The 15,003-nt window shown below is 29.9% G+C and carries 11 protein-coding genes and 1 pseudogene; 6 read left to right on the top strand and 6 right to left on the bottom strand.

All coding sequences use genetic code 11. The features are described 5' to 3' along the window. Positions 1-94 precede the first annotated feature (94 nt). A complete protein-coding gene (locus tag F928_RS10890; protein WP_002120070.1) occupies positions 95-388 on the bottom strand; it encodes a hypothetical protein in 294 nt (97 codons plus the stop codon). Between the two features lie 216 nt (positions 389-604). After that, positions 605-1,189 (bottom strand): recombinase family protein, encoded by a 585-nt coding sequence (locus F928_RS10885; RefSeq protein ID WP_005075201.1) that lies wholly within the window; start codon positions 1,187-1,189, stop codon positions 605-607. An 831-nt stretch (positions 1,190-2,020) separates the two neighbouring features. Here F928_RS10885 and F928_RS10880 point away from each other — a divergent pair. Beyond that, a complete protein-coding gene (locus F928_RS10880; protein ID WP_025469665.1) occupies positions 2,021-2,608 on the top strand; it encodes a recombinase family protein in 588 nt (195 codons plus the stop codon). A 600-nt stretch (positions 2,609-3,208) separates the two neighbouring features. Beyond that, positions 3,209-3,595: a hypothetical protein gene (locus F928_RS10875; protein ID WP_005075196.1), complete on the top strand. Its 387-nt coding sequence runs from the start codon at positions 3,209-3,211 to the stop codon at positions 3,593-3,595. 76 nt (positions 3,596-3,671) lie between these two features. Here F928_RS10875 and F928_RS10870 read toward each other — a convergent pair whose 3' ends face one another. Both F928_RS10870 and F928_RS21950 read right to left on the bottom strand, forming a co-directional pair. Continuing rightward, a complete protein-coding gene (locus F928_RS10870; RefSeq protein ID WP_002117339.1) occupies positions 3,672-4,079 on the bottom strand; it encodes a hypothetical protein in 408 nt (135 codons plus the stop codon). A gap of 622 nt (positions 4,080-4,701) precedes the next feature. After that, positions 4,702-5,326 (bottom strand): annotated as a pseudogene (locus F928_RS21950) (hypothetical protein). A 739-nt stretch (positions 5,327-6,065) separates the two neighbouring features. Here F928_RS21950 and F928_RS10860 point away from each other — a divergent pair. From F928_RS10860 to F928_RS10845, 4 genes are read left to right on the top strand one after another with little or no spacing between them, the layout of a single operon-like run. Next, positions 6,066-7,724 (top strand): glycoside hydrolase family protein, encoded by a 1,659-nt coding sequence (locus tag F928_RS10860; RefSeq protein ID WP_005075191.1) that lies wholly within the window; start codon positions 6,066-6,068, stop codon positions 7,722-7,724. A 44-nt stretch (positions 7,725-7,768) separates the two neighbouring features. Further along, entirely contained in the window at positions 7,769-8,518 is a 750-nt protein-coding gene (gene vat, locus F928_RS10855; protein WP_002118329.1) for a CatB-related O-acetyltransferase, read from the top strand. Between the two features lie 47 nt (positions 8,519-8,565). Continuing rightward, entirely contained in the window at positions 8,566-10,107 is a 1,542-nt protein-coding gene (gene tagE / locus F928_RS10850) for a glycosyltransferase (RefSeq protein ID WP_002118332.1), read from the top strand. Further along, positions 10,107-11,141: a hypothetical protein gene (locus F928_RS10845; RefSeq protein WP_005075188.1), complete on the top strand. Its 1,035-nt coding sequence runs from the start codon at positions 10,107-10,109 to the stop codon at positions 11,139-11,141. Before tagE ends, F928_RS10845 begins: the two co-directional genes overlap by 1 nt. 32 nt (positions 11,142-11,173) lie before the next feature. Here F928_RS10845 and F928_RS10840 read toward each other — a convergent pair whose 3' ends face one another. After that, positions 11,174-12,382, bottom strand: a complete 1,209-nt coding sequence (locus F928_RS10840) for an IS256-like element ISAba26 family transposase (protein WP_004832869.1) — start codon at positions 12,380-12,382, stop codon at positions 11,174-11,176. A 218-nt stretch (positions 12,383-12,600) separates the two neighbouring features. Next, on the bottom strand, positions 12,601-15,003 hold a 2,403-nt coding region (locus F928_RS10835), incomplete at its 5' end, for an ABSDF2314 family large adhesin (RefSeq protein WP_005075185.1).

Genomic DNA, 15,003 nt, shown 5'->3' with positions numbered 1-15,003 from the left:
GCTCTACTCGAGTGGCTTTTTTATTGAATATATAGAGAATTAGCAAATCAAAGATTTATTACACATAAAAGATATTAAAATCAAAATATAAAAATTAACAGGTACATACCCAAAACATATTATAGATAAGGTGAGTTGGCGCTCTTGCAGGATAAGTATCTTTTTCGAAAACCTTATAGGTTCTATTCTTATATTTGATGATCAATAATTCTTCTTTTCGATCAATAACTAAACCAACTTTATAAATAAAATAAAAAGAATCATTCTTATTTATGCGTCTAAATACAAATTGTACTAAATCTTCTTTTTGTATTTTTGAATGATCAACCACTATAAAACCTTCACATATAGAACACTTCCATTTGATTAAATCAATACTCATATCCATATTTCGAGCTACCAAAATTATATAAATAAACCTTAAGTTAATAAATATAACTTTTAATAAGTTAAGATATAACTAAAGGCCTATACAACAATATCAATAGAAATATTAAAATATCAATATGAATTAAATTTTAAAATTTAAATATTAATTTAATAAGTATTAAATAAAAGTTTAAAACATGATTTAATACTTATTAAAAGCAAAATTTTTCATATCTTAATTGTCAGATTTTTTAATTATTCTTTGTATCACTGTCCTTGAGACAGCAAGGTCCTTAGCTAACGAATACACACTAAAACCTTTCTTAAATTTATTAATAACATCCTGTTTTTGATCGTTGGATAATTTTTCAGGTCTACCCCCTTTTCTGGATAAACTAGATTTTTTTTGTCCAACACAATCAATTAAAAAAAGTTTTTCAAAATTAATGCAAATTTCCATAAAGTGGATAAAATTATTTTTAATATCATCTTTAAATTCACAATTAAAATAATCCAATATAATTAATTTAATCTTCTTTCTTTCAATTAACTTAATAGATGATAATATCTCCGTAAAACTACTACCCAAGCAATCAATACCTTTAACTATTAAAAAATCATCTTCTTCTAAAGAATAGTTAATTAAATTAAGAAAAATAGTTCGTAAAGTAATAGGTTTATCTACTGATACTAATTCAAAAATGACTCTCTTAGGATGAACTTTATGATCAAAGCTTGCTAGTAAAGAAATAAAAGATTCTTTTTCTTTTTGCAAATCATCAATATTTGAATTTATTCGTATATATGCATAAATACGCATAGTCATCCCCCCTCTATCCCTTAGAGTGATGTGAAGTATGTCTAATAAAGTAAATTAAAATCAAAAAATACTTTTAGATCTTCACTTATTGATTGTTATATGATTAGTTTATTAATTTCATAATTTTATAGTAGTGTAATTATTACCATATTTCTACTATTTTAAAATTCCAATGATCACAACAACAAAAATATAATATGTTAAGATATTATATAAAGATTAAATAATTGCCTGAAAATTACTTTAATTTTTATATTTAAAACTTACAAAACAGCATAAGAAAATTATAAATATAGTCAAATATTAAAACTATATATATTTTAAATATTAATAAAAAATATAAATTTATAATTTTCATAAATTATTTTACAGAATTGTTTTAAAACCATGTTTTTTATTTTTAACAAATTTAAACACATAGTTATAAATCAAACCAATATATTAAAAAAATACTTTTATATCAAAAAGATATATAAAATATCAAAAATCTTCTGATTTCCTATATGATATTTTGTTTTGTTATGTATATTCAAATCATTCTATTAAAAAAATAAAACTAGATTTTAATATTAGATTAATATTAAATTTAGAAAGACTTAAGCAACAAGGTAATTAAAGATGAAAAGAAATACCCAGAAAAGCCCAATAAAATTATTAACTAATATAATAACAATGATTAAAAATGTGATAAACAGTGAAGCTCAATCTATGCATTTAATTAATGTGTTTTAAACAGTGTATAGTACACTTTTGTGATTTAGTTCATGTTTTTTTTAAAAAAATAAGATGCTAAGATTTGTTTTGTTTTTGTTTAATTTTGGTGTTTTTAATATGCGTACATATGCCTATGTTAGAATAGAGCCTAATTTGCAATTTGAATTTTCTAGATATATCTCTTTTTTTAGTGAGTATGGTTATAAAATTCAAAAGAATAGATTAGTAGTAGAAGAAGTATCTGTTGATAAATCTATTATTTATAGAGATAAATTTCTTAACTTAATAAGTTATTCATTAGAAGAAGGTGATATTTTAGTGATAAAAAGCATGGATTGCTTGGGTAATAGTTTTGAAGAAATTTTAAGTATAGTTGATAAAATTGATCAAAAAAAAATCCGACTGATATGCTTGGATTATTCTAAAAATGAAATTAATGGTGACTTGAAAATTTTCTTCCTTCATTTTCTAAAATTATCTGCTGAATTTGAAAAATTGTTCAAATCTGACAACAAAAAATTCAAAGATCACAAACCTGCAAGAAAAGTTGGTAGGCCTGAAATATTGAATAATGAACAAAAAAATAGAGTGATTGAGTTGTTCAAAAAAGGCTATAGTGTGTATTCACTCGCTAAAGAGTTTTCAGTTACAAGAACTGTAATCCAAAGAATTTTAAACAATGCTTCAAAAAGTAACACATTGTAATTATTTAAATTTTAATTAAAAACCCATTAAATGCATATGGAATGATATAAAAGGGAATCGTAATGAAATATATTTCATTAGTAAAATTTAATCCTTTACACAATATAAATTATAGGAAATATTGAATTTTAAGAAAATTCGATAAGACATTGATATATATAAACATATTTAAAATATTATTATATTTTAAATTTATTTTTTATTAATGATAATTTATAATGGCTCTATATTAATTTACTTTTTCCTTACAATTTTAAATTACTTTTTTCTTTTGACTCTTCTCTATAAAATCAGGATTAATTAGTTATACACCATAAAATAAACTTTATTTTCAATTGATTATGAAATTAATTTGCGCAAATATATAATTTATATATATTTACTATTGATTATATTATATTTACAAAGTAAAGTTGTTTTCAATGAAATAACTTAATCAAACTTTTAAGTTAATCTTGACAGTGTTAAAAAATTTCAAACGTTAGCTTAATAGTTTAATCTTTTAAAATTCATAATTTTGAGTTTTGAATCAAATAGTTTAATGCTTTCAAGCCATTATTATGAAAATTTATTTATTTTTAATTTTGATAAACACTTAATATGAATGATCTTTTTTGGAATTCCTCACTAGGCTCAGCAACAGGTGAGATTTATATTCCCAAAGGACTTGGGCCCTTTCCAGGCATAATTATGTTTGATACAGGATCAATAAAAAGCACTAAAACTTACGCTACTTTCTATGCAGAAAAAATGAAAGAAATAGGTTTTCTCTCTTTTTTAGTTTCATTAAATTTAAACCAATCAAGCAATTATAAAATTAATGAAATAGGTTCTGCTATAGAATATATTTCAAATCGAAAAGAAGTAAATAATAATATATATTTAATAAAAATTGAAAAAAATAGTTTTCTAGATCTAAATATAGAATTATATAAAAATTATTTTCAGGCTATCGTTTCAATCAATTATTTTGATTTAAATAACTAATATTTTAAAAATTGTTTAAATAAATTATAGTGGAGATTAAGCTATTCGAGCTTAATCTCCACTATGTACTTAATTATCAAAAACCGTGGCTTACAGATGATTTGGAAACATAAATTGAGTTTTGTGGGTTCGCATCTTCGACCCAACACGATTTAGGGACATTAACTTCCTCGCCACTTACTAAAGTAATCTTTGTCTGCTTCAACTCACTAATAGTATTACTCGCAGCATAGTAATGATGTTTATCACAAATCACTGTCTTCTTATGATTATTTGCATATTGAGCAGCTTTATCTGCTGTAACCTCACCTGTACCAAAGCTAGGATGGGCTGATTTTTCTGCTATTAAGTACAATTTATGATTCACAATTGTATTGATAGAAGGTGGTGAATAAACCGATTGATGTCCATATGGTTGATTCACACAACCAGAAAAGATTAGTGTTAATGAAAATACGATTTGAGTTAGAATTAAATTCTTCATTAATTTTAATCCTCATGTTAAATATATAAAAATCCATTTTATAAATCCCATCTTAAATTAAAATTTAGAGAGTTGGAATTATTAACAATAGATATACCCCAATACATTTAAGTGAAATTTAACCTTGCATTCTTAAATTGGAATAAAAGAAATCAATATAACTTTAAGTTCTTTATTAATTAAGAAGAGTCCACACCCTAAAAGGCTGTGGACTTAGTGAATATCACTCAAACCTGAAATACGAGGATAGTTGCATAATAAAAATCCTCAAAATTATATTCACATAAGCCTCCATTTGTATCAATTACAAATCAATTAATTTCAAAAATAATTTTTTTATTAAAAAATTATCTTTATTTTACATACACTAAGATCACCTCCATCAAAAAAATGTTTTAAAATCATGTTTTAAATACTTAAATTTCAAACATTATAAAAATAATTAAAGATAGAATGCTTTCAAAATTTATTGTCCAGAATTTATAGTTTTTACATCTATATTAATTTTCATCTCAACTTTCATTTCGTTTATAAAACTTATATTTAAGTAATAAACAATTAAATAGATCATTTTATAGATTCAAAGCAAGCTAATCTTTTAATATCCGCATAAAAGTGATTCCTATGAATGATAGCAATAGTACTTTTTTATTGTTCTATGCAAATAAAAAGTACGCTTATAGATTTCCAGCTTGGTCAAGAATATTTAAGGTTGGCATTCCCCTTGCACACATCCCTGCGATCTTAGTAGCTTTCTCAGCCAAATTATGATGATCCCTGTCAGCCGCTTGTAAATTTATGATATTTGATGCCCAAGATAATTGAATCAACTTGTCATGAAGTACTTTTTGAGAAACCCAAGGCACAATACTGTCATTTAAATCCCCCACAACAAATACTCTATTCGCTGGGTGCTTGGGTGTAAGTGCTGTTATTGCATCTACAGTTTCAAATAGTCTTGGATCAGATGTCTTCCCCAATGCTTCAGCCTGTATTTTTGGTGATGAAGGAGCTGAACTTGGAACAGCACATAATATATCAGTCCTTTTTGATAATAAGGCAGATACAATATGGCCACCACCACTATGCCCAACTAACACATAGTTAAGAATTTGATGTCTTTGCTTAATTTTATTTAATGCTTCAGACATTAATAAAGATTCTAATGGCTTTCTAGCACCATTATGCACACCAGATGATCCATAAATCCCTGGACGAGCTACAAAAATATATGGGAAATTATACAACTCTGTGGACCAAACGACTGCTTCATTAACTTTGTCCTGTGGTTTTTTGTTAGTATATGATAAAGGTGCTACTCCTCCTACAATTGCTACATCACCAGAAAAATACGCAATTGCTCTATTATTAATTTGATTTTCGAGTAATCCGGCAGAATAATATCGTATGCATTCTTTATAGGAGTAACCATTTAAATTCACTTCAACCCAAACTGTTCTTCCGATTCCAGAATTGTCTAATTGTATACATTGTGATTGCGTCGAAGTAACAACTTTATATGCATCATCTCCAATAAAATTTCCATTTGTTAAATCAATACTAACTGTTTCAGCAAAAATATGATTAGTAGCTAGCAACATCAATAAAGAAATTAATTTTTTCATAATTAACCTTTTTCATTTAGATAAACTTTAGATAATTAAATTAACAACCAAGATTAGTTAACACAACAACAAAAAAGAAATATTAAAAACCATATAATTCATTTATTTTTATCAAAAAAATAAGATAGATCACATTAAAATTAAAAATATAAATTATGTTTTAAACTACACTTAAATTAAAACACATGAATTAAATTTTTAATAATTTTAAACACAACTCAAGCCTTAAAATCACTTCTAGTACCACAAAAAAACAAATACAATAACAAACAGAATTAAATATCACTCTATTATTTTTTAAGAAAGGGATTAAAACAATTTAATTGTTTTCTAGTCAAGATTAACTTAATTAGGTCATAATATGCTACATCAATTGAAATATTTAGATTTAAGTAATTTAAAGAATCAGATCAGTGAATGGATATCACTATATAATCAGACTGACTCTGATAAAAAAATAGTCTTTATCTCATATGGTTGCCTAGATCAACGTTGTAAAGTTTTTTCAATCGCTAGTGCTGACATACAAAAGTTGCAAAAAAAAATAAATAACTTTTTAGAAAAAATTTTTCTTAAAGATAAACGTTATCTAGCCTATATAAAACTTGATATTGTAACTCAGATAGAAAAAAACAGTTGGACTGATGTTACCAATGATATATCTAATCAAAAGCATAATAATCATTTTAGGAAAGGTATTAGTTTTGATAAAGATTTTAATATATGTTTTTTAGAGCAAGAAATTTATGGGAATGCAATCATACGAGGAATTTCATATGATCAAAAAAATTTCATTGACCAGAATAATTTAAATAATGCAATCAAGAAAAAATATCCTTCTATTAAAAAAGAACTAGAAATTAGTAAAATTAAAGATGTTTGGCTTTTTGAAACTAAAAGTGTATTTTACGAAAATGGGAAATTTATTAAACTTCAAAGTGGCGGTTGTGAAAATGGGGTTAGATTTATTGATAGAAATGATAAATCTCATATTAAAGAAATAATTAATAAAAATGCTAAATTTCTATCCAATCAACTTTTAGAAGATGGGAAATTTATCTATGGCTATTTCCCTGCCTTTGATAATGAAATTAAAAGCTACAATACAATACGGCATTGCACTTCAATTTATTCTCTTTTAGAAACTTTTGAGATTGAAGAGAATAATCAATATTGGCCTAAAATTCATTTAGCTATTGAGTACAGCATCAAAAATTTTTTTAAGCTAATAGATGAAGATACTGCTCATATGATTGATGGAAATGACAATAATCATGAGATCAAGCTTGGTGCGAATGCAGCTGCTATTTTAATGTTAACAAAATATCAGGAAATTACTAAAAATAAAAAGTATCTAGAATATGCAGAAAAAATAGCAAATGGAATTCTACAAATGATTGATAAAACAGGAAAAACAACTCATGTTTTGGAATATCCTTCCTTGTCTATTAAAGAAAAATTTAGAATTGTTTATTATGATGGTGAAGCTGCATTAGCACTATTAAGGCTTTATCAGTTAAATAATAATAAAGTTCTTTTAGATACTGTTAAATTAATGTTTGATAACTTCATATCTAATTCATATGAAAAATATCATGATCATTGGTTAAGTTATTGTACGAATGAATTAACAGTAGTATGTCCAGAAGTTAAATACTACCAATTTGGTATAAACAACTATTTAAATCACATGGACTTCATTAAAAATCGTAAAACAGTATATGCTACTTTCCTTGAGATGATGATGTCTGCTTATAAAATGGTAAAACGTCTAAATATACAAGGTCATGAAAATCTATTTAAATCTTCTAAATTTGAAGAATTAAAATCTCTTATTCAGTTACGTGCTGAATTTCAACGCACAGGTTTCTTCTATCCAGAAGTTGCCATGTATATGAAAACCCCCAAGTCTATATTAAATTCTTTTTATGTAAGACATGATCGTTTTCGTGCTCGAATTGATGATCAAGAACATAATTTATCAGGTTACATTGCTTATTATTTACACTTCAAAGATTAGTTTCAAATCCAAAATTATTTAATAATGTAATTAAAGGTTTTTTTATGAATAATGAAATATTTACTTTATCAAATGAAACTACAAATGTTGAGTTTTTTAAAATTGAAAAGTGTCTTAGTCGACTTAATATAAATATGTTTTTCCTTAAAAAAAATCCACATAAGCTTATTACACTAAATAATGATTTGAAACTTGAAGGACATAATAATTTTTATAATTCTGTTCTAAGCCTTTGTACAATTGGTGCCTTCTCTTACTCATCTTCTAATCTTAACTATGGGGTATCTATTGGCCGCTATTGTAGTCTAGCAAGTAATATCAAAATTATGGGTGCTCACCACTTCCCCGAGTGGATTTCTACTTCACCTCACTTTTATAGTGAGGACTATCATGATACTGATCCAGCATTAGTCACCCATAATTATAGAAGTCGGCGTAATGTTACTATCGGAAATGATGTTTGGATTGGAGCTGATGTTGTTTTAAAAAATAATATTACAATTGGTGATGGAGCAATAATTGCTTCTAATAGTGTTATTACCAAGAATGTAGAACCATATACTATTGTGGGTGGTAATCCTGCCAAATTAATTCGTAAAAGATTCGAAGATACAGTCATTAAAGAATTAATGCGCTTAAAATGGTGGAGATTTCATAAAAATGATTTAAAAGGTCTAAATTTTACAGATCCATCTGATTTCATAAATAATTTAGAAAAAAGAATTTATATAGAAAGATTAAATGAATACCACCCACCAATTTTTACAAAAAATGATTTACTGAAAGCATCTTAAGCAAACAAATCTTTTATGTTGTATAACTTATAAAATGGTTATTTATTATGAAATCTCAATATTTTTTTCTATTTCCAAAAATTGACCAAAAGAAAAATGGATTGGTTTTTGCTCTTTTAAAGCGCGCAAAAATACTAAATGAACAATTAGGTATTAGCCCCACAATTATTACTACTGAATATGATCGCTCACTTGCAGAAAATTATTGGAGCCTTATATCTACAAACTTAGCTCCTCCTTCTATTGGATATCTCAATTTATATGGTGATTTTCAAGGAACTCATCTAAAACTAGCTAATAAAAAAATTCATAGCCCTATGGTAGAAATGTTTAACAGTAACATTTTAAAAACTATAATTCCTTTCACCTACAATCAACGTTTTCATGATAAAAATAATAAAAACTATTTGTACGAAATACGGCAAAATGACTCTCCTACTTTAAGTTATGTGAATACTTTCAAAAAAGGTGTAAAAACAGGACGAATTATTTATGACTCTTATGGTTATCTTAGTTGTATTCAAGTCATCAACCCAGAAAATCAAATGATAATAACTGAAACTTATTATCATACAGAAGGTTATCCAGTTATTATAAAAAACTACCAACTCAACGAAAAGAATAAAAACATTGTTTCAAATATTTTTTTATTTAATAAACAAGGTGTTATTAATGAGGTTTTTGATACTGAATCTCAGCTCATTCAGTATTGGTTCCTAAAAATCTCTCAACTTTATAAAAATGATCTGATGTATATTCTTATCGACCGTGCAATTCATTTCTATGAACCACTTAGAGAGATAAAACAAGAAAACATGCGATTTATTGGGACAATTCATGCTACCCATCTAAATGGTCATGATATTCAAAATTCTACAATTAATCGTCATTATCGTAGCTATTTTAAATATAGTAATGAATTAGATGCACTAGTAATCTTAACTGAACGCCAAAAACAACATATTCAACAGCGCTTTGGAATGGAAGAGAAATTATTTGTTATTCCACATATATATGAAAAATCTATTGACCATGTCAATTTTTCAAACAGAGACCCAATGTTTTGCTTAACTATTGCTAGATATGATAAAGCGAAAAATTTAGATAGCTTAATTAGAATTTTTAAAAAAGTTGTAGAAGTAATCCCCAATGCTTATTTAAACATTTATGGTTTTGGAAGTGAGCATAACTTCTTACAAAGTCAAATTGATGAACATCAGTTAAATAACCATATTAAATTGATGGGCTATAATGAGAATACTGATGCTTTATATAATAAGGCAAGCTTATTCCTTTTTTCTAGCCGATCTGAAGGTTTCGGTATGGCAGTTTTAGAAGCCCTATGCCATGGCTGCCCTGTCGTGAGTTATGACATCGATTACGGACCATCAGACATGATTAATCATGATGAAAATGGCTATTTAGTTACTTTTCAAGATGAAGAATTATTTGCACAGAAAGTAGTTTCTTTATTAAAAGATGAACACAAACGGCTTAAACTTAGTGAAAATGCATATGCATGTAGTCGACTCACAGATCAAAAACAATTTGCCCTAAAATGGCAAGAGCTTTTCCAGGCTATTCAGTAATGTTTTTTATGCATAAAAAAACTTTGGTTTTATTATTCTCTACATTTTGTGTATCTACTTATATTCATGCAAAAACTGATTGTTATTCAAGTAGCCCTCCTGTTGTTAAACAACTTGATCAAGTCTATTATGGCATGAATAATCTGCGTATTTTTTACACTACTTCTGGTGATAATGCTTTAATATTTCAGCAGGATAAAAATCTAAATCATGTTCCAGACTATGTAGAAAATATTGCTATTCAAGCAAATACCACACGAAAAGCTTGGTCCGTTTTAGGCTACCAAGATCCTTTGAATAGTCCACGCTATAAAAATAACGTCCAATATATTGATATACAAATACAGAAGCTTGATGGACTCGGACTAGCTTATGATGAACCCCATCGACATTCCAATAATCCATTAAAAAAAAATGCTTGTGCTCTAATTATTCTTATTAGCAATAATATTCCAAATCTAACTACTGACTCTTCATTAATAGCACATGAATTATTTCATCTTTACACCTATGGTTATACGATGTTTAAGCAACCTTGGCTGACAGAAAGCTTGGCAGCTTGGTCAGAAGGGATTATCAGAAAAGATAAGTTTGGTACATATGGACAAAGAAATTTGCCGAAAAATGAAGAAGATTTCGACAAATACATCTTGCAAAGAACTTATAGGACATCTCAATTATGGAACCGTCTTTCTACACTTGTAGATACATCTGATGGAAAACTATTTTTACCCTCTTCTCTCATAAAACAGAGATACACTGATGGGCAACCTGTTTTTCAAGATCAATATTTAAAAGGAACCGTCTTTATGAAAAAGTTTCTTGAAAATCTTAGAAGACAAGATCAACAAATTTCTATTTTAAATAATTGGAATTTATATCATTGGAAAGAAATTGATCAAAATTCAGCTCATTTCAACACACAAATTTTAGATACATTATTGATAACTCTAGAAAGCAAGAACGAACGTAATATAGAGAAAAATGAATTTAAAAGTCTCTTAAAAAAAGTTATTAAAAATAAAAAAATCTGAGCCTGTAAATTATTTTGTGTAAGTTCCATTTTTTATAAATGATCTTTTAATCGATCATCGAACTGAATCGTAAACCAATTCATTGCTAAACGCCAATTTTGAATTGGCATCGTCCATTTCTTCGCAGCATTTGATGTTGCTAAGTAAATGACCTTCTTTACTGAGTCATCAGATGAAAAGATTTTCCTTTTCTTCGTTGAATGGCGTATTACGCTATTCAACGACTCAATCGCATTTGTTGTATAAATTGCATGACGTATTTCGGCTGGATAGCTAAAGATCGTTCGGATATTTTCCCAATTGGCCCGCCAGGATTCTCCAATTTTGGGATACTGGTGATTCCATTGATCACAGAAGATGTCTAGGGATTTTAAAGCATTTTCCTCTGTACTTGCCTGATAAATCGCTTTCAGACCCGACGTAACAGCTTTGTAGTCTTTCCAGCTTACAAATCTCAGGCTATTGCGTACAACATGCACGATACACAGTTGAATATCAGTATGAGGGTAAACAGAGGTTATCGCGTCAGGGAAGCCTTTTAATCCATCTACACAGGCAACAAGAATGTCCTGTACTCCTCGATTTTTTAGCTCTGTCATGACTGACAGCCAGAATTTGGCACCTTCTGTCTGAGCAATCCACATACCCAGTAATTCTTTTTGCCCATCCATATTGATGCCTAAAGCAAGGTATACGGACTTGTTAATCACATTGGAGTGCTGACGGACTTTGACAACAATACAGTCAAGATAGACAACAGGATAAAGGCTATCTAAGGCTCTATTTTGCCACTCAGTCACTTGCTCAATCACAGCATCGGTAACTTTGCTGATGAGAGATGCTGACACATCGGCATCGTACATTTCTTTGAAGAAGGCTACAATTTCCCTATTAGTCATTCCTTTTGCATACAGTGAGAGGATTTGGTCATCCATACTGGTGATGCGTGTTTGGTGCTTTTTTATAATTTGTGGCTCAAATGAACCTTCTCGATCACGGGGAATATCTAAAGCCAGTTGTCCATCTTGAGTTGTAATGGTTTTAGAACTAAACCCATTACGGCTATTTGAGCCTTTCTTGGGCTGATGCTTTTCATAACCGAGATGGTCTGAAAGTTCAGTATTGAGTGCAGTTTCAATCATGAATTTTTTAAAGACTGCTGTCATTTGGTTTAAGTCTTCTGGTGTTTTTAGACCTTTAGCCAATTCGGCAGCCATACTTTTGATTGTTGCTTCATCCATGTGAAGTACCTTTTGTAATTATCCTCTGAAGGATAAATGAAAATTAAGTACTTACACAAAATTTAGAACAGTCCCAAAAATCTAGTTAATTTTACTTTCAAAAATATTAAATAAGCCATTTACTGCGACTAATGCTTTTAAAAACTATTTTTAAATAAAAAAAGAGAAGGCACTTATGCCTTCTCTTCTATTTACAGTTTTCTATCAACAACAATCAATTAAAACAACAACTGATTATTATTCAATAACTCATCCAATGTTGTATCTGTATTTTTCAATACAATGAGATCAGTTGAGTTATATGTATTTCCAGTACCATCTCGATCAATACTAATCAAAGTATTACCCGCACCGTCAGAAGTAACAGACACATAATTAGAGATATTGCTTGCATTAGCACCATTTAACAATGAACTAATATCAACTTTATCACCTTGTGCCAAATTAAAGTCAGTCCATTCATCCTTACCATTGCCACCTGTTGCATCAGCAGCGTTCAGTAAGTTATAGACAACTGTATCTGCACCAGCTCCAGTAGTAATAATGTCGTGGCTAGCGGTACTGATGGTCTCACTACCAATATTCACGGTCAAAGTTGCAGGTGTACTTTCATCACCTGTTGCAGCAACCAGTTTATAGTTCAATGTAGCGACATCACCAGAAGTAGCAGAACTATTTGCTGTGAACGTATATGTTCCATTTGCCGAAACAACGAATGTACCATCCTCAACCGTGATTGTTTGACCATTCGCTTGTACATATGTACCAGGCGAAGTTTCTACAAATACTTTTGTACTTGCTCCACCCGTTACATCTACACCATTACCAGAATCATCTGTTAACAAGTTACCCGTAGCAGTTACCGTCGTGCCATTACCAACGAATTGGTCATAATGTGTGAAAGTAGCATTTACAGTAGTGTTGACAGTAGTTGTATTCGTTCCAGCAATCAGAGGAATATTAGATTCTGTGCTACCAAACACGACACGCCATTGACTAGCAGTGTCTGATGCAGAAACCTGATAAGAGCCACTGATCAACACAGTACCGCCAGCATCACCTAAGATTGGTGATGAATGTACAACAGAAGCTGATGCTCCAGGTTGAGTTGTCCAAACACCATTCACAAGTTTTTGCACTTGATAACTGAAAGTATCACCATTAGCAGAGCTATCGAGGATACCACCTTGTGTAGTTACAGAGAAATTAAGCGATGCGGCAGTATTTGCAGCGACATTAATCACATCGCTCGTATCACTACCAGCAACTGAAGTAGCAGCGCCAAATAACGGTTTCGTACTACTTGCAGCCATACTACCCGTATCAACAGTTGTATTGGTTGATGGAACTAATGTAATCGCAGCTGCTGCTGTATTATCAGTTGCCGTCAACTCTACGACACCATCTTGAGTTGGATCTTCTGGCCATGTGATATCAAGATCATTTGTATCAATGCGAACATTTAAAGTCGCTGTATCTTGATGCCCGTCACTATCCTGAATGGTGTAAGTGAAACTATCTACTTTACCTAAACTATTTGGAATGGTGAAATCACGGATGTATTCATAATTACCATTCTTATCAATAAACAACTCACCATATTCACCTTGAATACGAGTAAATGCTTCACTGTCTTGTGGTAGAGCAGTTATCACACCATCTTCATTAGCAACACTGATAACCGTTGCTGTTTCACCAGCATGAATCACATCAGCAACGTCCGTTGGATTTTCAGGATTATTTGCTGTAATCACATTACCTTTTGCAACGACATCACCATAATCACTCAACACCTCGTTGGTAACAGAAATTGAAGCGATACCAATTCCTGTAACTTGTACGCCCTCACCTGGAGTTAATACAAGTGCATATTGTCCTTCAGGTAGATTACTGATGGATGCTCCACCTCCCATGACGCCTAAACCAACTCCAAGCATGGATCCAGCATTATCTATTTTATTATAGAGCTCATATCCACCCGTATTCTCGTTATAACGAAGAATATTAAGGTCATAAGAACCAATACCACCACCTATTAGAACTCCACCAAAAGATACATCAAACGATGCAATTCCACCTTCAGGTACAGTCACTGTAATTGGTGTTTGACCTTTCAAGTCAATAATTGGCCCAATCAATGATAATGATGGGAAGGTTACTAACGCACCACCCGGAATATCAGGATGAGTTACTACAGGATTAACCTCACTTAATACCGTAGCAATATCATCAATAGCATCAATGAAAACTGGAACTATAGATGTGACTGGTAATGAAGTATTACCTGCTGCATCTGTCGCTGTTGCTGTGACAACATCGCCAGTTACTAATGTGCCAGGATTAGCTACAGACCAAGTACCATCACCTTCTGTAGTAGTAGTAATGGTACTACCATCTGGGAAGGTTACAGTTACTGTTGAACCTGGTTCTGCCGTACCTGTGATCGGATCAACATCATCCAATTCATCAATAGCAATTACTGGAGGTACAGTATCTACAACTTCTGTTGCCGGTACTGATTCATTACCTGCTGCATCTGTCGCTGTTGCTGTTACAACATCGCCATTATTCAAGCCTGGGTTCGGTACTGTCCAGCTTCCATCTGTACCTGCAACAACTGT

Source organism: Acinetobacter pittii ATCC 19004 = CIP 70.29 (genome assembly GCF_000369045.1).
GTDB classification, from domain to species: domain Bacteria; phylum Pseudomonadota; class Gammaproteobacteria; order Pseudomonadales; family Moraxellaceae; genus Acinetobacter; species Acinetobacter pittii.
The sequence above is the reverse complement of the archived record's forward strand: the minus strand, read 5'-3'. Positions and strand labels throughout refer to the sequence as shown.